Genomic DNA, 25,881 nt, shown 5'->3' with positions numbered 1-25,881 from the left:
GCGTCCGGCGCGCGTCGTACCCGGCATTCGAGTCCTCATCGGGCCGTCCGATCGACCCGAATGCCGGGTACGACGGAAGAACCCGACCCCGCGGACAGCCCCGAAAAACGCACCAGGGCCCGGCCGGGGAGGGAGGGTGGCCGGGCCCTGATTGTCCACGCAGCTGATGGACAGTGCCTGGACCGAGCCCGGGCTTCGGGAGGGAGCGTGAATTCCCGGGCTCGTTCAGATCAACGAGGCCGTGAGGGGTGGGTTACGCCGGTCCCGAACAAGTTGGGAAAACTTCTGGGGCGCTCGCCGGACCGGCCGGCGAGCGCCCCAGGAGGCGACAGGAGTACCAGCAGCCTCAGCTGACGCCCACGATGGGCAGTCGCAGGGCCGCTGGCGCGTCGTCGGGCACGACGGGCGCGCGCGGCGCGACCGGCTCGATCGAGGCGTAGGCCTCGCCGAGCGCCGGCCGGGTGTCGGTCTCGCCCTTGTTGGGCCAGTACGCCATGGCGCGCTCGGCCTGCGCGGTGATGGTCAGCGACGGGTTCACGCCGAGGTTGGCCGAGATGGTCGAGCCGTCCACGATGTGCAGGCCCGGGTGGCCGTACATCCGCTGGTAGCCGTCGACCACACCCGACGCCGGGCTGTCCCCGATGGTGCAGCCGCCGATGAAGTGGGCGGTCAGCGGGCGGTTGAACGGCTCGCCGATGGTGCCGCCGGCGGTGCCGCCGCCCATCACGGCCGCCATCCGGCGTACGGCGTCGTTGGCGGCCGGGATCCAGGTCGGGTTGGGCTCGCCGTGGCCCTGCTTGGAGGACAGGACCCACTTCCCCGCGACCCGCTTCGGGAAGGTGGTGATCGAGTTGTCGACCGACTGCATGACCAGGGCGATGACGACCCGCTCCGACCAGTGCTTGACGTCGTAGAGGTCGCGGACCCGCTTGCGCTCCTTCCACAGCTCCTTGAGCCACACCTTCCAGCGCGCCTCGGGGCCGTCGCCGTCGGTGAGGACGGTCTGCATCAGCGACATCGCGTTGCTGCCCTTGCCGTAGCGCACCGGCTCGATGTGGGTGTGCTCGTCGGGGTGCCACGACGAGGTGATCGCCACGCCCTCGGTGTAGTCGACGGCGGCCCCCTCGGGCGCGATGGCGCCGAGGATCGACTCGGAGTTGGTGCGGGTCAGGTGCCCGAGCCGGTCGGAGACGTTCGGCAGGTCGCCGGTCGCCTTGAGCCGGTGCAGCAGCTTCTGGGTGCCGAGCGCGGCGGCGGAGAAGACGACCTGCTCCGCGGTGAACGTGCGGACCGCCGTACGACGCGACAGCTTCGCCTTGGACCACCGGGTGTCCACCCGGTAGCCGCCGCCGGCCAGCGGGCGGACCCGGGTGACCGTGGTGAGCGGGTGCACCTCGGCGCCGTTCTGCTCGGCGAGGTAAAGGTAGTTCTTGACCAGGGTGTTCTTGGCGTTGTGCCGGCACCCGGTCATGCACTCGCCACAGTCGGTGCACGTGTTGCGCCGCGGCCCGACGCCACCGAAGTACGGGTCCTCGACGGAGTCACCGGCCGACTGCGCGGGACCGCCGAAGAACACGCCGACCGGGGTGGCGTGGAAGCTGTCGCCGACGCCCATCTCGTCGGCGACCTTCTTCATCACCTCGTCCGAGGGGGTCATCCGCGGGTAGGTGACCACGCCCAGCATCCGCTTGGCCTGGTCGTAGTACGGCGCCAGCTCGGCCTTCCAGTCGGTGATGTGCGCCCACGACGGGTCGGTGTAGAACGGGTCGAGCGCCTCGTAGAGCGTGTTGGCGTAGACCAGCGAGCCGCCGCCGACACCGGCGCCGGCGAGGATCAGGCAGTCCTTGACCATGTCGATGCGCTGGATGCCGTAGCAACCGGCGGAGGGCGCGAAGAGGTACTTCTTCAGGTCCCAGGAGTTGTCGGCGAAGTCGGCGTCGGTGAACCGGGCTCCGGCCTCCAGCACACCGACCTTGTAGCCCTTCTCGGTGAGCCGGAGCGCCGTGACCGAGCCACCGAAGCCGGACCCGATGACCAGGACGTCGTAGTCGAAGTCGCTCATGCTCGGCCCAGCTTGTCCATCAGCCGCAGCGAGGCGGTCATGAACTTCGCGTAGGACTCGTCGGACATGCCGAGCATCGGCCCGAACCGGATCAGCCGCTGCGTGGCGACCGACTGGGTCTCGGTGTAGCGGTGGATGCCCTCGCTGCCCTGGCGCCGGCCCATGCCGGACTCGCGCATGCCGCCCATCGGGGCGTCGATGCTGGCGAAGGTGGCGCCGAAGGCCTCGTTGACGTTGACCGTGCCGCACTTGATCTGGCGCGCGATCGCGCGCCCGCGGGCGGTGTCGCGGGTGTAGACCGAGCCGTTGAGGCCGTACTCGCCGTCGTTGGCCCGGGCGATCGCGTCGGCCTCGTCGTGGAAGCGGTAGATCGACACGACCGGGCCGAAGGTCTCGTTGCCGAAGCAGGTCATCTCGGGCGTGACGCCCTCGAGGATGGTCGGCTCGAAGTAGTACGGCGCCAGGTCGGGCCGCGCCCGCCCACCGGCGAGCACCCGGGCGCCCTTGGCGACCGCGTCCTCCACGTGGGCGGTGACGGTCTCGAGCTGGTCGGCCGAGATCAGGGTGCCCATGTCGGCGTCCCAGTCCATCGTGGCGCCGAGGCTCATCGCCTTGGTGCGGGCCACGAAGCGCTCGACGAACCGGTCGTAGACGGCGTCGGCGACGAACATCCGCTCGGTGGACACGCACAGCTGGCCGGCGTTGGAGAAGCAGGCGCGTACGGCGCCCTCGGCGGCCCGCTCGACGTCGGCGTCGCGGAGCACGAGGATCGGGTTCTTGCCACCGAGCTCGAGCGAGCAGCCGATCAGCCGCTCGGCCGCCTGCTTGGCGATGATCTTGCCGGTCGCGGTGGAGCCGGTGAAGCAGATGTAGTCGGAGCGCTCGATGATCGGCGTACCGAGCTCACGGCCGGGCCCGGCCACGACCTGCCACAGGTCGCGCGGGAACCCGGCGTCCTCGAGCAGCTGGGCTCCGAGCAGCGCCGACAGCATGGTCTGGGCGTCGGGCTTGGTCACCACGGCGTTGCCGGCGAGCAGGGCCGGGAGGCCGTCGCACAGCGCCATGGTGAACGGGTAGTTCCACGGCGAGATGATGCCGACGACGCCCTTGGGCACCCGGTTGAGCTCGACCTTCGTGAGCACGGGCACGACGCCCGGGCGGCGCTGGGTGTCGAGGTGCTTGTGGGCGGTGCGGGCGTAGTAGCGCGCGGTGAGCGCGATGTGCAGCGGCTCGTCGAAGGCGTGCTTGCGGGCCTTGCCCGACTCGAGCTGGATCAGGTCCATGATCTCGGCCTGCCGGTCGAGCACGATGTCGTGCAGCCGGTGCAGGATCCGGGCCCGCTCGTCGATCGACACCCGCGCCCACGCGGCCTGCGCCACCCGCGCCCGGCGGAACGCCTCGGCGACGTCGTCGGTGCTCGACTGCGGGATGTTGGCGACCGGGGCGCCGTTGATCGGCGAGAACACCTGGGTGCTCCGACCGGTGGTCGACAGGATCCGCTCGGTCAGCCGGGCGACGTGCTCGGGCTCGAGGGCGTACGACGCCCGCGGGTCGTGCTCGGGGTCGTGCGGGCCGTCAACGACCGGGCCGTCGGAGGACGCGCCGGAGCCGGGAATCGCTTCGCTCATGGGACGAGGGTAGGTGACCGCAGTCACCGAATCTACTGATCGGTAGCAGATGTGCCGCTTTACACATGCCCGCCCCCTGTCAAGGGTCGCGCCGGCGCCAGTTTCACCGGCCGACCGGTGAAACTGGCGGGGCTGAACGACGAAACTGGCGCTTGGACGAGGAAGTTTCCTCGTCCAAGCGAGAGTTTCACCGGCTGACCGGTGAAACTCCCGCCGATATATCGCACTACATCGGCGGCGCGGACAGGTAGACCGACTTGGCCTCGGTGTACTGCCCGAGCCCCTCGGGACCGAACTCGCGGCCGAGCCCGGAGGCCTTGAAGCCGCCGAACGGCGCGGCGAAGTCCATCGTGTAGGTGTTCACGCCGTAGGTGCCGGTGCGCACGCCGCGGGCCACCTCGAGACCGGCCTCCTCGTCGGCGGTCCACACGGTGCCGGCCAGGCCGTACTCCGAGTCGTTGGCGATCCGGACGGCGTCGGCCACGTCGTCGTAGGCGATGACCGAGAGGACCGGCCCGAAGATCTCCTCCTGCGCGATCCGCATCTTGTTGTCGACGCCGGCGAAGACGGTCGGGCGGACGTACCAGCCCGTGTCGAGGCCGTCGGGACGGCCGTCGCCGCCGGTCAGCAGCTGGGCGCCCTCCTCCTGGCCGATCCGGATGTACGACGCCACGCGCTCCTGCTGGCGCCGCGCGACCATCGGGCCGATCTCGGTGGCGGGGTCGAGCGGGTCGCCGACCACCATGTCGCCGATCGCGGTGGCGAGGGCGGCGGCGAAGGCGTCGTGCCGCTCGCGGCTGACCAGGACCCGGGTCTGGGCGACGCAGGCCTGTCCGGAGTTCATCACGCCGAGGAACTTCAGGCCCTCGATCGCAGCGGCCTCGTCGGCGTCGTCGAGGATGATCGCGGCCGACTTGCCGCCGAGCTCGAGCGAGACCCGCTTGAGCTGCTCGCCGCAGATCGCGCCGATCTTGCGGCCGGCGGCGGTGGAGCCGGTGAACGCGACCTTGTCGACGCCGGGGTGGCGCACCAGGTGCTCCCCCACCTCACGACCACCGGCCACGATGCTGACGACGCCTTCCGGGACGCCGGCCTCGACGAGCAGCTCGGCGAGCAGGTACGCGTCGAGCGGGGTCTCCGGGGCGGGCTTCACGACGACGGTGCACCCGGCGAGCAGCGCCGGGACGACCTTCGACAGGATCGTGAACTGCGGGACGTTCCACGGCGGGATGGCCGCGACGACGCCCACCGGCTCGTGCCGTACGACGACGTCGGCGCCGAGCACGCCCGGACGCCGCTCCTCCCACGGGAACTCCCGCGCGATGCCGAGGAAGGCCTCGATCTGCATCCACGGCGCCGGCGCCTGGGCGAGCGAGCTGAACGAGATCGGCGAGCCCATCTCGGTGGAGATGATGGTCGCCATCTCCTCCAGCTTCGCGGCGTACAGGCCCGAGAGGTTCTGCACGACCTCGATCCGCTCGGCCGGGCTCATCCGCGGCCACGGTCCCTCGTCGAAGGCCCGGCGGGCCGCGGCCACCGCCGCGTCGATGTCGGCGGCGCTGCCCTCGGGGACCCGAGCGACGACCTGCTCGGAGTGCGGGGAGACCACCTCGAGCACGGCGTCGGTGGCGGGCCTGGCCCAGGTGCCGCCGATGAAGAGGGCGTCGCGGTCGAGCGTCATGAAGCTGCCTTTCGATGGAGATTCCAGAGGTCTCGAGACGGTTGCTGCACAACCTCCTCGACCACCGGTCGGTCAGGGGGCGAGGGTGAACCAGTCGGCGAAGCCGCTGGGGTCGTGCCGGCCGAGGGATCCGTGCTCGAAGAGGCCCCAACCCTCGGAGCCGTCGGGTACGCCGGCACCCGGGCCGTGCACGGTGGCCCGGCCGACGTGGTCGATCACGCCGAACATGACCCGCCCGGCGACGGCCGGGTCGTTCATGTCATAGGTGAGCCGCTCGGTGAACGCGGGGCCCTTCCACATGCCGTGCGTCCAGTCCGAGTCGCCGCCGTACCCACCACCGACGTGGATCGGGACAGGCAGCAACGAGTCGACCTCCAGCACGAGCTCCTTGCCCTCGGGCGTGCTGCACACGATCGTGGCGCCGGTGGGGACGCGGGTGCCGGAGGTGTAGCGGACCGAGACCCGCGGCCAGCCGAGCTGCTCGACCCGGCCGTCCTTCCAGATCCGGGTGCAGTCGTTGAGCGTCCGGAACCCGTCGGGGGTCTCCTGGATGATGATGACGACGCAGAACTCATCGAAGCGCATCGGCACGTAGAGCCACCACATGCCCTCGAAGGCCGGGTCCGCGGGCTTTCCGGCGGGCGCGGCCTCTCCGACCGGCCGGATGCCCCACGAGCGGTCGCGCGAGCCGACCCACCGGTCGGGGGTGACCTCGATGTCGGTGCCGTCCACGCTGAGCACACCCTCCCAGGTGCCGACCTGGGCGAAGCGCTGCGCGTCGAGCGTCGTGCCGCTGCCCTGGCGCATCACGTGGGGCAGCTCCTGGACGACCGGGAAGGAGCCCTCCCAGGTCAGGTCCATGGCGATGCCCTCGGTCTCCTCGAGCACCAGGCGCAGCCTGTGGAGCGGCTCGATCACCTCGATGCGGTAGTTGCCGACCTGCTGGGCCATCCGGTCGGCGCCGCGCGGGTCGGCGGCGTCGCCGAGGTGGACGGCGGTCTGCTCCTCGCCGCGGCGGAGCAGCACGAAGGCGTCCTTGGTGCCGAGGTTGGGATAGAAGCCGAGGCCGGTGATGAGGAACAGGTCGCCGGTGCGGTCGTGGGCGTTGAGGTAGCAGCGGTCGTAGAAGTTGCGGTCGCTGCTGCCGGCCCAGGCGACGGGGCGCGGGAGCTGGTGGATCGGGTACTCGTCGAGCGGCCCGAGGCCGACGTACTCGTCATGCAGGCTCATGCACCGACCTCCTCGAGGAGCCGCTCGAGGAGCGGGCGGTGGTGGAAGACGGACTCGGGGTCCGCGGGCCTCTCGATCTCGCCGAAGTGGATCTGGCGCGCACTGGTGCGCAGGAACACGCAGCCCCAGTTGACGGCGGCGTGCAGCAGATACCAGGTGAGGTCGCCGGTCTCGACGCCGGTGAGCTCGCGGTACGTCGCCACGACGTCCTCGGTCGCCAGGAAGTCCGGCATGCCGGGCAGGCCGAGCATGGTCGCGATCTCCTGGAACACCTGGTGGGCGAAGACCAGCCAGGCGAGGTCCATCTCGCGCGGGCCGAGGGTGGCCATCTCCCAGTCGAGGACGGCGACCGGCTCGAAGTCGCGGTACATCATGTTGCCGATCCGGGAGTCGCCCCAGACCAGCACCGGCTCGCCCTCCTCGGCAGGGAGGTTGGCCTCGAGCCAGGCCAGGCCACGCTCGATCAGCGGGGAGCGCGGGCTCGCCTCGTCCGTGGTGATCGCGTAGTCGTACCAGGCCCGGGTCTTGGCGAGGTTGCGCGCCAGCGGGGTCGCACCCTCGTGGCCGGTGACCGCGGGGTCGAGGAAAGCGAAGGTCGTGGCGGCGTCGGGGATGCCGTGCAGCCTGGCCAGGACGTCGACGGTGCTGCGCTGCAGCCGCTCCTGCTGCTCGGGCGAGGCGTCGAAGAGCCAGTTGTCGCCGAACGGGTACGGCAGCACGTCGGGCGGCACCGCGCCGTCGAGGCGGTCCATCAGGAAGAACGGCGTGCCGAGCACGTCGCCTGTCGGCTCGTTGAGGCCCACCGTCGGGACCGGGACGCCGGCCAGCTCGCCGGCCAGGCGCATGGCGTCGTACTGGTCGGTGAGGCGGTACTCAGCGAACACCGGCAGGTCACTCGCCGCCGGGGCCACCCGGGCGACGTACTCGCGGGTGACCCGGGCGCCGCCCTCGGTGGTGGTGATCGCGAGCAGCACCGTCTCGCTCGACATGCCGTTGGTCTGCACGCCGTCGTGGAGGGTCACCTCGGGGTCGGCGCCGTCGGGCAGCACGCCGGTGAGCCACTCCTCGAGGCGGTCGTGGACCGCGCCCTGGTCGCGGCTCGACCGCTGCAGGGTCATCTCGGCCATCTCTGCGGGCAACGACTCGCTCACGGCACCTCCTGGCTCCACGCTACTAGAACGTGTTCTATGTCACGACGAGCGTTACGGTACCCTCGGTATCGAAAGAGGGGAAGAGGTCATGGGGACGGAAATGTCCGCAGCCCGCGCGACCGGCCGGCCGCGGGACCCGCGGATCGAGCAGGCCGCGCTGGCCGCGGTCCGCGCCCTGCTCGCCGAGGGCGGGTACGCCGCCGTGACCGGCGCGGCCGTGGCCGCCCGGGCCGGTACGACCAAGGCGGCCCTCTACCGCCGCTGGACCGCCCTTCCCCACCTCGTCCACGAGGCCGCCTTCCCCAGCGAGCTCGCGCTCGACATGCACCTGGGCGGGACACTGGAGGAGGACGTCGCCGGCATCGTGCGCGGCGCCCGCGACGCCCTGTGCTCCCCCGTCGGTGCCGCCGCCCTGCCCGCCCTGCTGGCCGAGATCACCACCTGGCCCGACCTGCACGCGGCCATGCTGGAGCGCTTCGCCGGCTCCTTCCGGGCGATCGACGAGCGGCTCGCGGTCGCGATCTCCGCCGGCGAGGCGCATCCCGACGCACGGGCCGACGACCTGATCCAGACCGTCATCGGGACGATCATCGCCGGCGTCCTGCTCACTCCCGGCCAGCTCGACGACGCCTGGGTCGACCGGCTCACCGCGAGCCTCGTGCGTGGCCTGCGCCCCTGACCCGGTTGATCTCGGCGAGCGCGAGGCCCTCCTCGTCACCGAGCCGGGCCAGCGCCTCGGCGTCCGGGCCGTAGACGGCGGACCCACCGATGAAGGTGTGCGGGCCGCAGCGGCCGGTCAGGCCGGCGACCACGACGTGCATCCCGTGGTCGAGCGCGCGGGCGGCGTAGGTGACGTCGAGGCGGCGGGCGCCGCCGGGGAAGTACGCGACCGAGGCGAGGTACGCCGAAGCGCCGGCCGCCGCGGCGATCGCGGCGTGCTTCGGGACGCTGCCGTCGCGGCAGATCGAGAGCGCGAGCACCACGCCGTCCACGGTGATCGTCGCCGGATGCTCGCCCCGGACGAACCAGGTCGGCTCGTCGCCGTCGAGGTGCTGCTTGTCGTACGGCGCCGTGGTGGTGCCGTCGGGCTCGACGACCACCGAGGCGAGGGTGCGGCCGCGGTCGCGACGCAGGGCGGTCGAGGCGACCACGGTGGCGCCGGCGGCCGCCGCGGCCGATCGCAGCGGGTCGAGCAGCGGGCCGGCCAGGTCGATCGGCGTCGGGACGTCGCCGCAGAACGCGCTGGCGTCGTACCCGGTGAGGAAGGCCTCGGGGAGCACCACCACGCGGGCACCGCCCTCGCCCGCCGCACGGACGAGACGGGCGGCCGTCGCGATGTTGTGGACGAGGTCGCCGGCGCGGGCCTCGGCCTGGGCGGCGGCGACGATCATCAGTGGGCGACGACCTCGACCCGCTGGAACTCCTTGAGCTCGGTGTAGCCGGTGGTGGCCATCGAGCGCTTGAGGGCCCCGACCAGGTTCATCGTGCCGTCGGCGACGCGGGAGGGCCCGAACAGGATCTCCTCGATCGTGCCGACCTGGTCGAACTGCACCCGCTGGCCCCGCGGCAGGTCCGCGTGGTGCGCCTCGGCACCCCAGTGGAAGCCGCGGCCGGGCGCGTCGGTGGCGCGGGCGAACGGCGAGCCGACCATCACGGCGTCGGCGCCGCAGGCGATCGCCTTGGCGAGGTCGCCCGACGTACCGATGGAGCCGTCGGCGATGACGTGGACGTAGCGGCCGCCGGACTCGTCGAGGTAGTCGCGGCGGGCGGCGGCGACGTCGGCGACGGCCGAGGCCATCGGGACGGAGATGCCGAGGACGGTGCGGGTCGTGTGGGCGGCACCGCCGCCGAAGCCGACCAGCACACCGGCCGCGCCGGTGCGCATCAGGTGCAGCGCGGCCTGGTGGGTCGCGCACCCGCCGACGATGACCGGCACGTCGAGCTCGTAGATGAACTCCTTGAGGTTCAGCGGCTCGGCCTGGCTGGAGACGTGCTCGGCAGAGACGGTCGTGCCGCGGATGACGAACAGGTCGACGCCCGCGTCGGTCACCGTCTTGGCGAACTCCTTGGTCCGCTGCGGCGACAGCGAGCCCGCCACCGTCACCCCGGCCTCGCGCACCTCGCGCAGCCGCTCGGTGATCAGCTCGGCCTTGATCGGCTCGGTGTAGATCTCCTGCAGGCGCCGGGTGGCCTCGACCCCCTGCAGCCCGGCGACCTCGTCGAGGAGCGGCTGCGGGTCGTCGTACCGCGTCCAGAGGCCCTCGAGGTTGAGCACGCCGAGACCGCCGAATCGGCCGAAGTCGATCGCGGTCTTCGGCGACATCACCGAGTCCATCGGCGCCGCGAGGATCGGCAGGGAGAACCGGTACGCGTCGATCTGCCAGTCGACGCTGACCTCCTCGGGGTCGCGCGTGCGCCGGGACGGCACGATCGCGATGTCGTCGAAGGAGTACGCCGTCCGGGCCCGCTTGGCGCGGCCGATCTCGATGTCGCTCACGCGCCGAGGATATCGGGACCGCCGCTCAGGACCGCATGCCGGCGAGGTCGAGGAACATGACGTGCAGCCCGGCGAGGCTCCCGTCGGGACGACGGAAGGCGCCCGGGACGGTGCCGATCACCTGGAAGCCGAGACTGCGCCACAGCGCGACGGCGGCGGTGTTGGTGGTGACCACGGCGTTGAACTGGATGCCCGCGAAGCCCTGCTCCCGGTGCCACGCGACGACGTGCTCCCCGAGCGCCCGGCCCACGCCGGCACCGCGCGCCGCGGTCGCCACCATGAAGGACGCGGTGCCGATGTGGCTGCCCTGGGCCGGCCGGTTCGGGCCCATCTTCGCGGTCCCGACCACGACGCCGTCGAGCTCGGCAACCGCGACCGCACCGGGCTGGCCCAGCCAGAAGTCGCGGGCCTCGGCGTCGTCGAGCACCGGGACGGCGTACGTCTCACCGGCGGTCAGCACCTCGGTGATGATCGCCCCCACCGCCGGCCAGTCGGCGGGCTGGTACGGCCGGAGGACGAGCTCGCTCACCCGGCCGACAATAGTTGGTTCATTCCCTGGGATCGTGCAAGCGAGTAGCGCTCACGCGTACTGCGGCAGCCCTTGGCACGACTCAACTACGGCCGACCGGCGAACGGCACGCCGGTCAACGACGGGACTCGTGTCGTCCCTGTGTGCGCGGGTCGAGCTTCTCCGCCTCGTTGAGACGGCGCTCGTGCTCGACGCGCTCGCGCTCGAAACGGTTGCGCTTGTCCTCGGCGATGGCCTCGAGCCGGTCGGCCTCGGCCCGCGCCTGCTCGGACTCGGCCTCGACCTGTCGCGCCTCCGCGTCCTGCGCGCGCAGCCTGGTCTCGTGCCGCTGCGCCTCGCGACGGATCGCCTCGGCCTTCTCCCGGTCCCGATTCCGCTTCTTGCGCGCGCCAGCCATCGCGATGGCGCCGATCACCAGCAGCGCCACGATCACGTACACGGCGATCCAGCCCGGGTCGTTCCAGGCACCGAACCACTCGTTGACATCCATCGTCGACTCCTCCCCCTAGTTCCGCTTCTCGTGCGGTACCGCGGGAGGGCGCACCTCATACCGTGCGCGACACGTCGCGTGCGGGGCCGAGTCCGGCGCTCGAGCGCCGGACGGCGTTACCGACAGCGGGCGTGACGCCCGACCACGCTCGCGGAGGATCCCTCCAGGACGCCGATGACCGCCACGGTCAGGACCGGTGGTAGTTGGGCGCCTCGACGGTCATCTCGATGTCGTGCGGGTGGCTCTCCTTGAGCGAGGCGGAGGTGATCCGGATGAACCGGCCCTTCTCCTGCAGCTCGGGGATTGTCTGCGCGCCGACGTAGAACATCGACTGGGACAGGCCGCCGAGGAGCTGGTGCGCGACGCCGGCGAGCGGTCCCTTGTAGGCGACCCGCCCCTCGATGCCCTCGGGCACGATCTTGTCGTCGCTGGTGACCTCGGCCTGGAAGTAGCGGTCCTTGGAGTAGGACTTCTTGCCGCGCGAGGACATGGCTCCGAGCGAGCCCATGCCGCGGTACGCCTTGTACTGCTTGCCCTGGTGGAAGACGACCTCGCCGGGCGACTCCTCGCAACCGGCGAGCATCGAGCCGATCATCACGGACTCGGCGCCGGCCACGATGGCCTTCGCGATGTCGCCGGACTGCTGGAGGCCGCCGTCGGCGATGACGGGTACGCCGGCCGGCCCGGCCGCGAGGGACGCCTCGTAGACCGCGGTGACCTGGGGGACGCCGCAGCCGGTCACGACGCGCGTCGTGCAGATGGAGCCGGGGCCGAAGCCGACCTTGACGGCGTCGGCACCCGCATCGACGAACGCCTGGGCGCCCTCGCGGGTGGCGACGTTGCCGCCGATGACCTGGACGTGCTTGGTGGCCGGGTCGGACTTGAGCCGGCGGACCATGTCGAGCAGGAGCGTGACGTGTCCGTGGGCGGTGTCGGCGACGAGGACGTCGACCCCGGCCTCGATCAGGCCGGTGGCCCGCTCCCAGGCATCGCCGAAGTAACCGATCGCGGCGCCGACCATGAGCCGGCCGTCGCCGTCCTTGGAGGCGAGCGGGAACTGCTCGGACTTCACGAAGTCCTTGACGGTGATCAGGCCGCCCAGGCGGCCCTCGGCGTCGACGAGCGGGAGTCGCTCGCGCTTGTGCTTGCGCAGCAGCGCGGTCGCGTCGTCACGGGAGATGCCGACGCCACCGGTGACCAGCGGCATCGGGGTCATCACCTCGTCGACCTTGGTGGTGGCCCACTCCGCGACGGGGGTGAACCGCAGGTCGCGGTTGGTGCAGATGCCGAGCAGCCGGTTGTCGGCGTCGACGACGGGGAGGCCGGAGACGCGGTACTCGCCGCAGATCCTGTCGAGCTCCTCGAGCGTCGCGTCGGGGCCGATGGTGACCGGGTTGGAGATGATGCCGGTCTGGGTCCGCTTGACGAGGTCGACCTGGTAGGCCTGCTCCTCGGCGGAGAGATTGCGGTGGAGGATGCCGATGCCGCCCTGGCGGGCCATCGCGATCGCCATCCGCGACTCGGTCACGGTGTCCATCGCGGCGCTGATCAGCGGCGACTTGAGCGAGATCTCGCGGGTCAGCCGCGAGGTGGTGTCGATGTCGTCCGGCGCGAGGTCGGAATGACCGGGCAGCAGCAGGACGTCGTCGTAGGTGAGACCGAGCGCAGCGAACTTGTCGGGGACCTCCACTGGACCAGTGTAGGGCGTGAGCCCCATCACGCAGTGCGCGGCCCTTGACGGGTCCGAGAGGGTGGGAGCGTGGTTTCCGACCTCTCCCCGCACGTCCTCGTCCTCTTCGGCGCGACCGGCGACCTGGCCGCCCGCAAGCTCTTCCCCGGCCTCTACCGGCTGGCCGTCGCAGGCCGCCTGCCCGACCACTTCGAGGTCATCGGCAGCGGCCGGCACTCCCCCGGCGGCGACGACGAGTTCCGCCGCCACGTGCGCGACGCGCTCGCCGAGTTCGTCGGCGACGTCGACGAGTCCGTGGCCGGCCCGCTGCTCGCGCGGACCCGGTTCGTCGCGTCCTCCGCCGACGACGGTACGGCGCTCGCCCGGGCCGTCGAGGAGGCCGAGGACCGGATCCTGGCGACCTGCGGCTGCCTGCTGGGCGACGTACGGCGCCTCCTCTACCTCTCCGTCCCGCCCGGAGCGGTCAAGGGCATGGTCGGCATGCTCGACCGCGAGGACCTCGTCGCCCGCTCGCGGCTGGTCACCGAGAAGCCGTTCGGCACCGACCTCGCGACCGCCCGCGACCTGCAGGCCGTGCTGTCCTCGGCGTTCGCCGGCGACCAGGTGTTCCGGATCGACCACTTCCTCGGCAAGGAGGCGGTGCAGAACATCCTCGCGCTGCGCTTCGCCAACGGCCTGTTCGAGCCGGCGTGGAACAGGCACTCCATCGAGTCGGTGCAGATCGACGTCCCCGAGAAGCTCACGGTCGAGGGCCGCGGCAGCTTCTACGAGGGGACCGGCTGCCTGCGCGACATGGTGACCACCCACCTCGCCCAGCTGCTCGGCTTCGTCGCGCTCGAGGACCCGCACGCGTTCCGGGCCTCCGCCATCCGCGCCGCGAAGGCCGCGACCTTCTCCGCGGTCCGTCCGCTCGACCCCGAGCGCGTCGTCTTCGGCCAGTACGACGGCTACCGCGACGAGCCCGACGTGGCCGCCGACTCGCAGGTCGAGACCTTCGTGGCCGCCGAGGTCTGGATCGACAACGACCGCTGGCGCGACGTCCCGTTCTACCTGCGCACCGGCAAGGCGATGGCCGAGGGCAGCCGCACGATCACGGTCCGCTTCCGCGACCCCCGCCACCGCTGGCTCAAGCCCGAGGACGGCGGCATCCCCGAGCCCAACGAGCTGGTCATCGAGCTCGCCGACCAGCCGCGGGTCGCGATCGACGTGCGCGCCAAGCGCCCCGGTCCCGACATGGCCCTCGTGGAGGGCGTGTTCCGGCTCGACCTGGTGGGTGACGTCCCCGGCGCGGACCCGCTCGAGGCCTACGAGCGGCTGCTGCTCGACGTGATGCGCGGCGACCAGACGTTGTTCATCAGCTCCGAGGAGGTCGACCGGCTGTGGGAGATCTTCCAGCCGGTGCTCGACCGCCGTCCGCCCGTCGAGCCCTACGCGCCCGGCACGTGGGGGCCGGCCTCGGCGCTCGACCTGCCGCTGGGTCGGTGGCGGCTCGGCAACCACCCTGCCGCCCCGAACGGTCAGTGATCCGGTCGGGACCACTCCTCGGACTGGGTCAGCTTGAACAGATAGGCCAGCGGCGGTACGACGACCACCACCGCCAGCCCGACCGCGACGAGCAGCCCCTGCAGGGTCGCGGTGGCACCCGCCGCGTCGGCGATGGTGACCTCGTCGACGAGCAGCCACGGGTACTGACCCACGCCCCACCCCGACACCACGGCGGCGACGGCGAGGACGGCGGTGATCCGCGCGACGGCGTACCGCCGGGTCCAGAGCAGCGCCATGGTCGCCACCCCCGCGAGGCCGGCGAGGACGACGAGGGGCGCGGCCCGGCCCTCGAGCCCGGCCGCGAGAGTCGGGGCGTCGTGGTCGAGCGGGACGAGGGCGGCGAAGATGATCGCGCCGGTGGCCGCGCCGACACCGAGAGCGCGCAGGCGCAGCTCGTCGGCGAGCCGGTCCTGGCCGCTGCGGCGGGCGTCGGCGACCAGGAAGGTCCCGGCGAGGAAGGCGCAGGTGCCGACGGCGATCACGCCGCCGAACAGTGAGGTCGGGTTGACCCAGGACGACCACCGGTCGCCCGTGCCGTCGAGCGGCACCCGGCCCGAGGCGATGCCGCCGGCGACGGTGCCGAGGAAGAACGGCGTGATGATCGAGGAGGTCGCGAACACGATCCCGAACAGGCGGGCCTGAGCCAGGGTGGCGGCGTACTTGCGGAACGCGAAGCTCGCGCCGCGCAGCACGATGCCGAGCAGGGCCAGCAGCAGCGGCAGCACCAGCGTCGACATCGCGGCCGCGAAGGACGCGGGGAAGCCGGTCCACCAGATCACCAGGACGTAGATCAGCCACACGTGGTTGGCCTCCCACACCGGACCGATGCTGTGGTCGACGAGGGTGCGCAGCTCCGCACCCCGCCTGCTGCTGCCGGCCGTCAGGTCGAAGAATCCGGACCCGAAGTCGGCGCCGCCGAGCACGGCGTACGCGATGACTCCGACGAAGAGGGCGGCCGCGACCGCGAGCTCGAGCGTCACGACGAGACCTCCGGGGCGTACGGACTGGGCAGGTCGGCGTCGCCGGCGCGCCAGCGCCGGGCCATCGAGCGCAGTACGACGACCGCGCCGACCGTCATGGCCGTGTAGACGACGGTGCTGATGCCGAGCAGCCACCACAGGCTGGCGGTGTAGTCGCCGACGGCGTCGGTGGTGCGCATGACGTCGTACACGATCCAGGGCTGGCGGCCGACCTCGGTGGCGATCCAGCCGGCCTCGAGCGCGACGACCGCGAGCGGGCCGGCCGCGGCGGCGAAGCGGAGGAACCAGCGCTTCTCGAGCAGGTCGCGACCACGTCGGCGCTGGAACCAGAAGAGCACGACGGCCGCCGCGAGAAGGGTGCCGATGCCGACCATCGTCTGGAAGGCCAGGTGGGTCATGTTGACCGGCGGGTGGTCCTCCTCGGGGATCGTGTCGAGCCCGGGGACCGGCTTGTCGGGCGAGTTCATCGCGATCAGGGAGCCGAGACGCGGGATGTCGATCGACCACTTCACCTCGCCGTCGACCAGCACTCCCCCGAGTCGCAGTGGCGAGGGACTCTCCGTGGTCTCGGCCAGCTCGAACGCTGCCAGCTTGGCGGGCTGGCGCTCGTCGAGGCCGAAGCCGAGCACGTGGCCGACGAACGGCTGGGTCACCGCGGCGATCGACGCGAACACGAACGGGACCAGGAAGCCCAGCCGGTGGTGGGCGTCGCGGCGACCGCGGAGCATGCCGACGGCGTACACGCCGGCGACGGTGAACCCGGTCAGCATGTAGGCGCCGACCCACATGTGGGCGAACTGGAGGAAGGCGTGCTGGTTGAACAGCACCTTCCACGGCTCGACGTCGGTGACCTGGCCGTCGACGATCCGGAAGCCGGTCGGCACGTTCATCCAGGCGTTGACCGCGAGCACGCAGTAGGCGCCGATGATGCCGGTGACCGCCATCGGCAGGACCATCAGGACGTGCCTCTTGGCGGGCATCCGTCCCCAGCCGTAGAGGTAGATGCCGAGAAAGATCGCCTCGAGGAAGAACGCCAGGCCCTCGAACGCGAACGGCAGGCCGAGCACGTCGCCGTACGTCCCCATCAGGCCGGGCCACAGCAGGCCCATCTCGAAGCTGAGCACCGTGCCGGAGACGGCGCCGATCGCGAAGAGGACGGCGGACACCTTGGCCCAGCGCTTGGCCAGGCCGAGCGCGACCGGGTCGCTGTGCCGGATGCCTCGCAGGTGCATCACGAAGATCATCGCGGGGAACGCGACGCCGAAGCACGCGAGCACGATGTGCCAGCCCAGCGAGAGCGCCATCTGCTCGCGGGCGGGCAACAGGCCGGGGGGTTCCACCTCGGTGGCGAGGCGGGTGAGGGCGGTGACGACGTCGGGGGTCAGCACTCCTCGACCGTACTGTTTGTGAATGCGTTCACAAAGTCTCGGAAGGTGTCATGTCCGCCACACGGGCATGGTCGGACGGTCGGCTCAGCGGCGCAGGTCGGCGAGCGCGATCCGCACGGTGAGCGAGTCCCCCGCCATCCGGATGCGACCGCGCATGCCCGCGGCGAGCACCATCGGGAGCACCGCCTTGGTGTCCGACGGGGCGGTGAGCACGATCTCCTCCGCGCCCGCCGAGCGCGCGGCCCGGGCGACGTCGGCGAGCAGCCGGGTGCCGACACCGCGGCGGTGCCAGGCCGGGTCGACCCACAGGTCCACCGGCCACGGCTCGTCGTCCTCGGTCGGCGTGAACTCGGCGCGGCCGGTCACCTTGCCGCCCGCCAGCGCGGAGACCACGGCCCCGTTCGTGACGAAGTCGGGGTCCCCGGCTGCCGGCTGGTGCGGGGCGGGCGCGACCTGAGCGGCGAGCACCTCCCCCACAAGCTCGGCCAGCGCCGAGGCCCGGTCCCGCTCGATGGCGGTGAAGGGCGTGTCCCGGCGTACCTGGATCGTGGTCGTGGCGCCGATCGTCATCTCCAGCACGTCCTCCGACCCGTCGCTGGGCGCGACGTCGGCGTCGAACAGGTGCGCCGCCACCTCGGGGAAGGTCGCCGGCTGCGCGATGATCGCCCGCACGGCCTGGACGTAGCGGGTCGGCTGGTCCTCGAGCGCCGCCGTCGTCACGGGTACGGCGCTCACCGCCTCGCCGCCGGCCGCGGTCACCAGCTCGTGGAGCTGCTCGGCCGTCCAGTCCTGCGGCACCTGCAGGACCAGCTCGTCGGTGACCGAGGTGCCCTCGGGGAAGACCTGCACGGTCTGGATGTTGACCCCGGCCCGGCCGCAGGCCGCCGCCAGCTCCGCAAGGGACCCGGGCCGGTCGGGCAGTCCGGCTCGCACGCGCCACAACATGTCCTCACCATGCCAGACATTCGTGTCCTTGGGCGATCACCAATGTTTCGGGCACCGACCCCTGTCCACCCACCCGGCCCGAACTGTCCTGCAAGCATCGCCGACCCGGCAGAAAGTGGCCTCCGGATCACGTCGACCCGGCAGAAAGTGGCAACGCCGGCGGACACTTCGCGCCGGGTCGGCGCGATCTCGACGCACCTTTGTGCCGGGTCGGCGTGATCTGCGTGCACCTTGGCGCCGGGTCGGCGCGATCTGCGCGCACGTTTGTGCCGGGTCGGCGTCCAGCAGGAGCCGCCGAGGTGCCAGGAATGCAGCGGCCCGCCGCACCCGGGGTGCGGCGGGCCGAAGCGTTCGAGCGAGGACTCAGTGGCCGTGGCCGTGCCCGTGGCCGTGACCGGCCGCCTCGGGCTCCTCCTCCTCGGGCTTGTCGACGACCAGCACCTCGGTCGTCAGCAGCATGCCCGCGACGGAGACCGCGTTGGCCAGGGCCGAGCGGGTCACCTTGACCGGGTCGATGACACCCTGGGCCACGAGGTCGCCGTACTCGCCGGTGGCGGCGTTGTAGCCGTTGCCGACGCCGAGCTCGCGGACCTTGTTGGTGATCACGTAGCCGTTCTCGCCACCGTTCTCGGCGATCCAGCGCAGCGGCTCGTCGGCGGCCTTGCGCACGATCCGCACGCCGAAGGCCTCGTCGCCGGTCAGGCCGAGGTCACCGTCGAGGACCGACACCGCGTGGACGAGCGCCGAGCCACCGCCCGAGACGATGCCCTCCTCGATCGCGGCGCGCGTCGCGGAGACGGCGTCCTCGATCCGGTGCTTCTTCTCCTTGAGCTCGACCTCGGTGTGCGCGCCGACCTTGATCACCACGACGCCGCCGGAGAGCTTGGCCAGCCGCTCCTGGAGCTTCTCGGTGTCCCAGTCGGAGTCGGACGCCTCGATCTCCTTCTTGATCTGCTCGACGCGACCCGCCACCTCGGTGACCGAGCCGGCGCCGTCGATGATCGTGGTGTTGTCCTTGGTGATCACGATGCGCCGCGCCTGGCCCAGCACGTCGAGGCCGACCTGGTCGAGCTTGAGGCCGACCTCGGGCGAGATGACCTGGCCGCCGGTGAGGACGGCAATGTCCTGCAGCATCGCCTTGCGGCGGTCGCCGAACGCCGGGGCCTTCACCGCGACGGCGTTGAAGGTGCCGCGGATCTTGTTGACGACCAGGGTGGAGAGCGCCTCACCCTCCACGTCCTCGGCGAGGATGAAGAGCGGCTTGCCGGCCTGGATGACCTTCTCCAGCAGCGGCAGCAGGTCGGCGATCGCGCCGATCTTGCCCTGGTGGATGAGGACGTACGGGTCGTCGAGGACGGCCTCCTGGCGCTCCGCGTCGGTGACGAAGTACGCCGAGATGTAGCCCTTGTCGAACTGCATGCCCTCGGTGAACTCGAGCTCGGTCGAGGGGGTGTTGGACTCCTCGACCGTGATCACACCGTCCTTGCCGACCTTGCCGAACGCCTCGGCGAGCAGCTCGCCGATGTGGCTGTCGCGCGAGGAGACCGTCGCCACGGAGGCGATGTCCTTCTCGTCGTCGACGTCGCGGGCGGCGGCCTTGAGGGCGTCGGCCACGGCGGCGGCCGCGGCGTCCATGCCGCGCTTGAGGCCCATCGGGTTCACCCCGGCGGCGACGGCGCGCAGGCCCTCGTGGACCAGCGCCTGGGCGAGGACGGTGGCGGTCGTCGTACCGTCTCCGGCGACGTCGTTGGTCTTGGTCGCGACCTCCTTGGTGAGCTGGGCACCGAGGTTCTCGAACGGGTCGTCCAGCTCGACCTCACGCGCGACGGTCACGCCGTCGTTGGTGATGGTCGGCGCACCCCACTTCTTGTCGAGCACGACGTAGCGGCCCTTCGGGCCGAGCGTCACCTTGACGGTGTTGGCGAGGGCGTCGACGCCGCGCTCGAGGGCGCGGCGGGCGTTCTCGTCGAACTCCAGGATCTTGGGCACTACTTCACTCCTTGGATGGAAAGCCGAACGCCCGGGACGTCACGCACGGATGCGGACGTCCCGGGCGATACGAGACTCAGCTCAGGCGATGACCGCGAGGACGTCGCGGGCCGAGAGGATGAGGTACTCGGCGCCGGCGTACTTGACCTCGGTGCCGCCGTACTTGCTGTAGATGACCTTGTCACCCACGGCCACGTCGAGCGGGACGCGGTTGCCGTTGTCGTCGATGCGGCCGGGGCCGATGGCCAGGACCTCGCCCTCCTGGGGCTTCTCCTTGGCGGTGTCGGGGATGACCAGGCCCGAGGCGGTGGTCTGCTCGGCCTCGAGAGGCTTGACGACGATCCGGTCCTCGAGCGGCTTGATGTTGACCGACACGATGTCGACCTCCACTTTCTGAGACTGTCTGGGGTGTGTCGTGCAGGAGACCTGCGCTGGCACACTCGCGGTGAGAGTGCCAGAAACGAAACTAGCACTCTCCGCAAGTGAGTGCCAGAGGCACCCTGGGGCGGCTGCTGGTGACGACCTACCAAAGTCGGTTGACCCGGGCCCCCTGCACGCCGATAGCGTTTCCGCCATGTTCGCTGCGCTCGGTCGCTTCGTGACCCGTTTCCGTTGGTACGTCATCGCCGCCTGGGTGCTCATCGCCGTGATCGTGGGTGCCGCGGCTCCCGCCCTCGAGTCGACCCAGGACAACTCCGAGTTCCTGCCCGACCACTACGAGTCGATCCAGGCCCTCAAGATCCAGGACGCCAAGTTCTCCGACTCCTTCTCGCCAGGCGCGATCCTGGTGATCGAGCGCAAGGACGGCGGCAAGCTCACCGGCGACGACGCGAACGAGGTCACCGCCCTCGGCGAGAAGCTCGCGCCGGAGCTGGGCAAGAAGACCTTCCAGCAGGTCGTCATCGGGCAGGACGAGTCGGGCAAGCCGAACCTCTCCGAGGACGGCACCGTGATGTTCGCGGTGATCCCCCTCGCCGACGGAGCCACCGGCTACGACACCCAGGCCATGGACGACGCCAAGCTGCTGCGCAAGGACATCAAGAAGCTCGTCGCCGGCACCGACCTCGAGATCCGCGCGACCGGCGCGGTGCCCCAGGGTCTCGACTCCCAGGAGTCCAGCGCCGACACCCTGCTCATCGTCGCCGTCGCGACCGTCGTCCTCATCATCGGGCTGCTCGCCCTGATCTTCCGCAGCGTGCTGATCTGCCTGCTGCCCATCGTCGTGGTCGGCCTGGTCTCCTCGATCGCCACCGGCGCCATCGCCTGGGCCAACGACGTCTTCGACCTCAAGGCCGACGCATCGGTCCAGCAGATCCTGGTCGTCGTCCTGTACGGCGTCGGCACCGACTACATCCTGTTCTTCCTGTTCCGGCACCGCGAGCGCCTGCGCACCGGAGCGGCCGTCAAGGACTCGGTCATCTACAGCCTCGACCGTGCCGGTGAGGCGATCGCCTCGGCCGGTGGCGCGGTGATCGTGGCCTTCATGGCGCTCATCCTCAGCTCGCTCAGCATCTTCCGGGCGATCGGCCCGGCCCTGGCGATCGCCGTGTTCGTCACCCTGCTCGCCGCGCTGACCCTGGTGCCGGCCGTCGTGTCTCTGCTCGGCAAGGCCCTGTTCTGGCCGTCGAAGGCGTGGCAGAAGGAGCCCAAGCACGGCACCTTCATCAAGCTCGGCAACGCCGTCGGGCGTCGTCCCGGCCTGACCGCGCTCGTGTCGGGCGGCGCGATGACGGTGCTGGCGATCTTCGCGCTCAGCTTCAACCCGTCCTTCGACTTCAACTCCAGCCTGCCCAAGGGGGTCGAGTCCACCGAGGCGATGACCACCTTCACCGAGCACTTCTCAGCCGGCGCGGCCGAGCCTGTCCCGGTGCTGGTGGACGCCGACGGCGCCGACGTCACGCCCGACCAGCTCACCGCCTTCGGGGACGCGCTGGGCAAGGCCAAGGGCGTCGACGCGGTGGCCGGTCCGCTGCCCTCGAAGGACGGGACCGCGTACCAGTTCTACCTGACCCTGTCCGACGACCCGGTCTCCGACGCCGCGCAGGACAACGTCGCCGGACCGATCCGCGACACGGCCCACGAGGCCGCCCCGGACGGCACCGAGGCGTACGTCGGCGGCACGCCCGGCATCTTCGCCGACATGTCCGCGGCGATGGCCCGCGACTACAAGGTGGTCTTCCCGGTCGCGGCCGTGATCATCATGCTGATCCTCGCCCTGCTGCTGCGCAGCCTGGTCGCCCCGTGGTTCCTGATGGCCGCGGTGGGCCTGGGCTTCGCCGCGACCCTGGGCCTGACGGTGATCGCGTTCCAGCACATCGGCGGCGAGTCCGGGCTGATCTTCATGCTGCCGATCTACATCTACCTGTTCGTCACCGCCCTCGGCACGGACTACAACATCTTGATGATCGCCCGGCTCCGCGAGGAGGCGCGCGAGGGACGCGACCCGCACGACGCCGCACGCCAGGCGGTCACCCACGCCGGACCCACGATCGCGGCTGCGGGCGTCATCCTGGCGGGCACCTTCGCCTCGCTCATGCTCGGCGGCAACACGCTGATCGTGTCGATGGGCTTCGCGCTCGCGGTCGGCATCTTGATCGTGTCGTTCGTGATGTCCATGTTCTTCACGCCGGCACTGACCTCGCTGCTCGGCCACGCGGCCTGGTGGCCCGGTCACGGCGACGAGAAGCCCGCCAAGGACGCCGACGACGAGCCGGAGCCGGAGCTCGCGCCCACGACCTGACAGGATCGGGGGGTGGACCTCGACGACTTCCGGTGGCTGCTGACCGACGAGGGGCAGGCGCTGCTCGCCGAGGCCACCGCCCTGGTCGCGGACGGTGCCGCCCCGCTGGCGGCGGGCTCCGCGCTGCGTCGTACGACGACGCCGGAGCGGGCCGCGACAGCACTGACCCAGGTGGAGCTGCGGGCCCGTGCGGTCGCGAAGTTCGGTGACCTGGCAGCGCGGATGTACTTCACGCCCGACGCCCTGGAGCAGGCGACCCGGCTGCGGGTGGCGCGGCACCGGGCCGGACGGGCGTCGGCGTTCGGGGCGCAGACCCTGGTCGATCTCGGCTGCGGGATCGGCGGCGACCTGGTCGCGGCCGCCTCCGCGGGCATCGTGTGCGCCGGCGTCGACCTGGACCCGGTCCGGGTGGCCGTCGCGGAGGCCAACCTGGCCGCGCTCGGCCTACCCGGTGCGGTCCAGGTCGCCGACGCCACGACCGTCGACCACAGCGGGTTCGACCTCGCCTTCGCCGACCCGGCCCGCCGCTCGGGGGCCGGGCGCAGCTTCCGGGTCGAGGACTGGACCCCGCCGTGGACGTGGGTGGAGGGGCTGCTGCGCCGCGACGCCTGCGTCAAGGTCGCGCCCGGCATCCCGCACACGCTGGTGCCCGCCGGCGTCGAGGCCGAGTGGGTCAGCGACGACGGCGAGGTCAAGGAGGCCGCGCTGTGGGCCGGGCGGACCGCCACCGTCGCCCGCCGCGCGACCGTGATCGGCGCGGGCGGCCTGGCCACGATCACCGACGAGGAGGACCCCGGCCCGGGTGCCGTCGGCGTGCGCGCGGTCGGTGGGTACCTCTACGAGCCCGACGGTGCGGTGATCCGGGCCGGCCTGGTCACGGCCGTGGCGGCCGGGGTCGACGGCGGCCTGGTCGACCCGAGGATCGCCTACGTCACGGCAGATGAACCGTTCCGCACGCCCTTCGCCCGCAGCTACCGGGTCCTCGAGACGCTCCCCTACCGGGAGAAGCAGCTCAAGGCGGCGCTGCGTGAGCGCGGCATCGGCCGGCTGACCATCAAGAAGCGCGGCGTCGATGTGTCTCCTGAGGCACTGCGCAAGCGGCTGGCACTGAGCGGCGACGCCGAGGCGACGATCGTGCTGACCCGGGTCTCCGGCGAGGGCACGGCGCTGCTCGTCGAGCCCTTCTGAGCCTGCATTCACCGAATACAGGCTGAGCCAGCTTCAGACGGCCGGCAGGTCCATGGTGCGCCGGCCCCGGGCGGCGGCCGCCCGCTCGCTGCGGATCACCAGCCGGTGCAGGTCGCTGTTGTCACCGAGCCGCACCCGGTCCGGTACGACGTGCCGCGAGCCCCGCACCCCCGCGGTGACAGCGCGCCAGGCCAGCGCGTGCGCGGGCGACCAGCGCAGGCCGTAGAGGTCGCGGACCGCCGGCGGCAGCATCCCCTGCACGACGAGGTTGGTGGTCTTGATGCCAGGCGTCATCGGCCACGGCACCGGCATGTCACGGGCGATGGCGAGGCCGACCACGCGGGCCTCGGCGGTCAGGTGCATCCGACCGGAGGCGTACCAGTCGCGCATCCACTGCTCGAAGGCCGCCGCGCCGGGCGGCGCCACTGACCGGGGCATCCCGAACAGCTCGCCGAAGCGGACCCAGTCGGCCCACAGGTCGTCCTTCTCGCCCGCCGTCAGCGGCCGCACAAGGGTCTCGAAGGCGACCCGCGAGGAGTCCGCGAGCATCGCCATCGTCCACAGCATCAGCTCCGGGTCGAAGGCGTCGTACGGCGTCCCTCGGCCGAACGACCCCTCGTCGCGGTCCAGCTCGCCGCGCACCCGCTGGTGCAGTCCGTGCACCGCGGCCAGCAGCCGGTCGGCCTCGGTGCGGGGCGCGAAGAACACGGTCTCGAACGCGAGCGCGGTACGGGCGAGCCGCTCGAACGGGCGTTCCTTGGCGAGGGTGGCCTGGGAGGTGCCGACGTACGGCACGGGGTGGGTGGCGCCGATGATGAGCGCCCGCTGGCCGTAGGTCTGCCCGACCGCGCGGTGGGACTGGACGTGGCGGAGCATCGACCCTTCGGGGAAGTAGCCCGCCTCCGGTGCCACGGTCTCAGCCGGCCAGCACGTCGGTGACCGGCAGGCTCGAGTCGGCCGGCAGGTCCAGGGTCGAGGGGGTCCGGCCGCGCGCGACCATGGTCGAGCCGAGCGCCGCGACCATGGCGCCGTTGTCGGTGCACAAGCCGGGGCGCGGCACGCGGACCCGGATGCCCAGCTTCGTCGCGCGCTCCTCGGCGAGCGCCCGGAGCCGGGAGTTGGCGGCGACGCCACCGCCGATCATCAGGTCCTCGATGCCCTCAGCGCTCGCGGCGTCGAGCGCCTTGCGGACCAGCACGTCGCACACGGCCTCCTGGAAGGAGGCGGCGACGTCGGCGACCGGCACCGGCTCGCCCGAGCGCTCGCGGGCCTCGACCCAGCGGGCCACGGCGGTCTTGAGGCCGGAGAAGGAGAAGTCGAAGCGGTGCCGCTCCAGGTCGCGGCGGGTGCTGAGCCCGCGCGGGAAGTCGATGGCGACCTGGTCGCCCTCGCGGGCGACGCGGTCGATGTGGGGGCCGCCAGGGAACGGCAGCCCGAGCAGCCGTGCGACCTTGTCGAAGGCCTCGCCCGCGGCATCGTCGATGGTGGCGCCCATCGGGTCCACACCGCCGTCGGCGCCGGTGATGTCGGTGACCTTGAGCAGGCTGGAGTGCCCCCCGGAGACGAGCAGGGCGAGACAGGGCTCGGGAAGCGGGCCGTGCTCGAGCTGGTCCACGGCGACGTGCGCGGCGAGGTGGTTGACGCCGTAGATCGGCTTGCCCAGGGAGAGCGCCAGCGCCTTCGCGGAAGCGACGCCGACGAGCAGGGCGCCGGCCAGCCCGGGCCCGTGCGTCACCGCGATCGCGTCGACGTCGGACAGCGCGACCCCCGCCGTGTCGCAGGCGCGCTGGATCGTGGGAACCATCGCCTCGAGGTGGGCGCGGCTCGCGACCTCGGGTACGACGCCCCCGAACCGCGCGTGCTCCTCGACGCTGCTCGCGACGGCGTCAGCGAGCAGCGTGTGGCCGCGCACGATGCCGACACCGGTCTCGTCGCACGAGGTCTCGATGCCGAGGACCAGGGGTTCGTCGCGGGTCGTCACGACACCATTGTGACGGGTGTGCTCAGCCAAGGTGCTGAGCGCCCGAGCTTCCTTGACGTATGCCGCGCCCCGGGCACGCACCTGGCTGCGTTGCCGTCGCTCGGTAGACAACCCGGTATGCCGTCGCTCCGCCGCCTTGCCATGCACGCACCCGGAGCACGGCAAGC

The 25,881-nt window shown here is 71.6% G+C and carries 21 protein-coding genes; 4 read left to right on the top strand and 17 right to left on the bottom strand.

Annotated features, from left to right (window positions below; genetic code table 11):
- Positions 1-346: 346 nt before the first annotated feature.
- The 5 genes from QI633_RS05255 to QI633_RS05235 form a co-directional block, all read right to left on the bottom strand.
- Positions 347-2,062, bottom strand: coding sequence for a GMC family oxidoreductase (locus QI633_RS05255; protein WP_141800100.1), 1,716 nt, complete (start codon positions 2,060-2,062; stop codon positions 347-349).
- Positions 2,059-3,690, bottom strand: coding sequence for a succinic semialdehyde dehydrogenase (locus tag QI633_RS05250; RefSeq protein WP_141800101.1), 1,632 nt, complete (start codon positions 3,688-3,690; stop codon positions 2,059-2,061). Before QI633_RS05250 ends, QI633_RS05255 begins: the two co-directional genes overlap by 4 nt.
- 226 nt (positions 3,691-3,916) lie before the next feature.
- Positions 3,917-5,371 carry an aldehyde dehydrogenase gene (locus QI633_RS05245; RefSeq protein WP_141800102.1) on the bottom strand — a complete coding sequence of 485 codons (1,455 nt, stop codon included), beginning with the start codon at positions 5,369-5,371 and terminating at the stop codon, positions 3,917-3,919.
- Between the two features lie 72 nt (positions 5,372-5,443).
- Positions 5,444-6,601, bottom strand: coding sequence for a hypothetical protein (locus QI633_RS05240; protein WP_141800103.1), 1,158 nt, complete (start codon positions 6,599-6,601; stop codon positions 5,444-5,446).
- Positions 6,598-7,752, bottom strand: a complete 1,155-nt coding sequence (locus QI633_RS05235) for a phosphotransferase family protein (protein WP_282428331.1) — start codon at positions 7,750-7,752, stop codon at positions 6,598-6,600. The genes QI633_RS05240 and QI633_RS05235 overlap by 4 nt, the downstream gene beginning before the upstream one ends.
- Positions 7,753-7,852: 100 nt before the next feature.
- Between QI633_RS05235 and QI633_RS05230 the strand changes: the two genes are divergently transcribed.
- Positions 7,853-8,431, top strand: coding sequence for a TetR-like C-terminal domain-containing protein (locus QI633_RS05230; protein WP_282428330.1), 579 nt, complete (start codon positions 7,853-7,855; stop codon positions 8,429-8,431).
- Here QI633_RS05230 and QI633_RS05225 read toward each other — a convergent pair.
- From QI633_RS05225 to guaB, 5 genes are all read right to left on the bottom strand, one after another.
- Positions 8,397-9,143: a carbon-nitrogen hydrolase family protein gene (locus QI633_RS05225; RefSeq protein ID WP_282428329.1), complete on the bottom strand. Its 747-nt coding sequence runs from the start codon at positions 9,141-9,143 to the stop codon at positions 8,397-8,399. The two genes, QI633_RS05230 and QI633_RS05225, sit on opposite strands and share 35 nt — an antisense overlap.
- On the bottom strand, positions 9,143-10,249 hold the full coding sequence (locus QI633_RS05220) for a GuaB3 family IMP dehydrogenase-related protein (RefSeq protein ID WP_141800106.1): 1,107 nt from the start codon (positions 10,247-10,249) through the stop codon (positions 9,143-9,145). Before QI633_RS05220 ends, QI633_RS05225 begins: the two co-directional genes overlap by 1 nt.
- A gap of 25 nt (positions 10,250-10,274) precedes the next feature.
- Positions 10,275-10,778 (bottom strand): GNAT family N-acetyltransferase, encoded by a 504-nt coding sequence (locus QI633_RS05215; protein ID WP_141800107.1) that lies wholly within the window; start codon positions 10,776-10,778, stop codon positions 10,275-10,277.
- A 115-nt stretch (positions 10,779-10,893) separates the two neighbouring features.
- Positions 10,894-11,268 (bottom strand): hypothetical protein, encoded by a 375-nt coding sequence (locus QI633_RS05210; RefSeq protein ID WP_141800108.1) that lies wholly within the window; start codon positions 11,266-11,268, stop codon positions 10,894-10,896.
- A gap of 187 nt (positions 11,269-11,455) precedes the next feature.
- Positions 11,456-12,985, bottom strand: coding sequence for an IMP dehydrogenase (gene guaB, locus QI633_RS05205; RefSeq protein ID WP_141800109.1), 1,530 nt, complete (start codon positions 12,983-12,985; stop codon positions 11,456-11,458).
- A gap of 42 nt (positions 12,986-13,027) precedes the next feature.
- On the opposite strand from guaB, the gene zwf reads away from it, so the two are divergent.
- Positions 13,028-14,482, top strand: a complete 1,455-nt coding sequence (gene zwf / locus QI633_RS05200) for a glucose-6-phosphate dehydrogenase (protein ID WP_141800110.1) — start codon at positions 13,028-13,030, stop codon at positions 14,480-14,482.
- Here the strand turns inward: zwf and QI633_RS05195 are convergent.
- From QI633_RS05195 to groES, 5 genes are all read right to left on the bottom strand, one after another.
- The gene (locus tag QI633_RS05195; RefSeq protein WP_282428328.1) at positions 14,476-15,483 is read right to left on the bottom strand and encodes a cytochrome d ubiquinol oxidase subunit II; all 1,008 of its coding nucleotides are present in this window, start codon (positions 15,481-15,483) and stop codon (positions 14,476-14,478) included. The genes zwf and QI633_RS05195 overlap by 7 nt on opposite strands.
- Positions 15,480-16,871: a cytochrome ubiquinol oxidase subunit I gene (locus tag QI633_RS05190; RefSeq protein WP_282428327.1), complete on the bottom strand. Its 1,392-nt coding sequence runs from the start codon at positions 16,869-16,871 to the stop codon at positions 15,480-15,482. Before QI633_RS05190 ends, QI633_RS05195 begins: the two co-directional genes overlap by 4 nt.
- 84 nt (positions 16,872-16,955) lie before the next feature.
- A complete protein-coding gene (locus QI633_RS05185; protein ID WP_141800112.1) occupies positions 16,956-17,816 on the bottom strand; it encodes a GNAT family N-acetyltransferase in 861 nt (286 codons plus the stop codon).
- A gap of 363 nt (positions 17,817-18,179) precedes the next feature.
- The gene (gene groL, locus QI633_RS05180; RefSeq protein WP_141800113.1) at positions 18,180-19,805 is read right to left on the bottom strand and encodes a chaperonin GroEL; all 1,626 of its coding nucleotides are present in this window, start codon (positions 19,803-19,805) and stop codon (positions 18,180-18,182) included.
- 81 nt (positions 19,806-19,886) lie between these two features.
- A complete protein-coding gene (gene groES / locus QI633_RS05175) occupies positions 19,887-20,180 on the bottom strand; it encodes a co-chaperone GroES (protein ID WP_141801214.1) in 294 nt (97 codons plus the stop codon).
- A 199-nt stretch (positions 20,181-20,379) separates the two neighbouring features.
- Here groES and QI633_RS05170 point away from each other — a divergent pair, with 199 nt between their 5' ends.
- Together QI633_RS05170 and QI633_RS05165 are read left to right on the top strand one after the other, a co-directional pair.
- Positions 20,380-22,545, top strand: a complete 2,166-nt coding sequence (locus tag QI633_RS05170; protein WP_141800114.1) for an MMPL family transporter — start codon at positions 20,380-20,382, stop codon at positions 22,543-22,545.
- A gap of 12 nt (positions 22,546-22,557) precedes the next feature.
- Complete coding sequence (locus tag QI633_RS05165) at positions 22,558-23,733, top strand: class I SAM-dependent methyltransferase (RefSeq protein WP_141800115.1); 1,176 nt, start codon at positions 22,558-22,560, stop codon at positions 23,731-23,733.
- Between the two features lie 33 nt (positions 23,734-23,766).
- Here QI633_RS05165 and QI633_RS05160 read toward each other — a convergent pair whose 3' ends face one another.
- Together QI633_RS05160 and tsaD are read right to left on the bottom strand one after the other, a co-directional pair.
- A complete protein-coding gene (locus QI633_RS05160) occupies positions 23,767-24,645 on the bottom strand; it encodes an oxygenase MpaB family protein (RefSeq protein ID WP_282428326.1) in 879 nt (292 codons plus the stop codon).
- Positions 24,646-24,649: 4 nt separating this feature from the next.
- Complete coding sequence (tsaD, locus tag QI633_RS05155; RefSeq protein WP_141800117.1) at positions 24,650-25,714, bottom strand: tRNA (adenosine(37)-N6)-threonylcarbamoyltransferase complex transferase subunit TsaD; 1,065 nt, start codon at positions 25,712-25,714, stop codon at positions 24,650-24,652.
- Positions 25,715-25,881: the final 167 nt, after the last annotated feature.

The sequence above is a fragment of the Nocardioides sp. QY071 genome (assembly GCF_029961765.1).
In the GTDB taxonomy this organism is placed as follows: domain Bacteria; phylum Actinomycetota; class Actinomycetes; order Propionibacteriales; family Nocardioidaceae; genus Nocardioides.
This window is presented reverse-complemented; position numbering and strand designations above follow the sequence as displayed.

Excerpts from the sequence above, each read along its gene's own strand:
- QI633_RS05255 (WP_141800100.1), bottom strand. The coding sequence starts at position 2,062 with ATGAGCGACTTCGACTACGACGTCCTGGTCATCGGGTCCGGCTTCGGT.
- QI633_RS05250 (WP_141800101.1), bottom strand. The coding sequence starts at position 3,690 with ATGAGCGAAGCGATTCCCGGCTCCGGCGCGTCCTCCGACGGCCCGGTC.
- QI633_RS05245 (WP_141800102.1), bottom strand. The coding sequence starts at position 5,371 with ATGACGCTCGACCGCGACGCCCTCTTCATCGGCGGCACCTGGGCCAGG.
- QI633_RS05240 (WP_141800103.1), bottom strand. The coding sequence starts at position 6,601 with ATGAGCCTGCATGACGAGTACGTCGGCCTCGGGCCGCTCGACGAGTAC.
- QI633_RS05230 (WP_282428330.1), top strand. The coding sequence starts at position 7,853 with ATGTCCGCAGCCCGCGCGACCGGCCGGCCGCGGGACCCGCGGATCGAG.
- QI633_RS05225 (WP_282428329.1), bottom strand. The coding sequence starts at position 9,143 with ATGATCGTCGCCGCCGCCCAGGCCGAGGCCCGCGCCGGCGACCTCGTC.
- QI633_RS05210 (WP_141800108.1), bottom strand. The coding sequence starts at position 11,268 with ATGGATGTCAACGAGTGGTTCGGTGCCTGGAACGACCCGGGCTGGATC.
- guaB (WP_141800109.1), bottom strand. The coding sequence starts at position 12,985 with ATGGGGCTCACGCCCTACACTGGTCCAGTGGAGGTCCCCGACAAGTTC.
- QI633_RS05185 (WP_141800112.1), bottom strand. The coding sequence starts at position 17,816 with ATGTTGTGGCGCGTGCGAGCCGGACTGCCCGACCGGCCCGGGTCCCTT.
- QI633_RS05170 (WP_141800114.1), top strand. The coding sequence starts at position 20,380 with ATGTTCGCTGCGCTCGGTCGCTTCGTGACCCGTTTCCGTTGGTACGTC.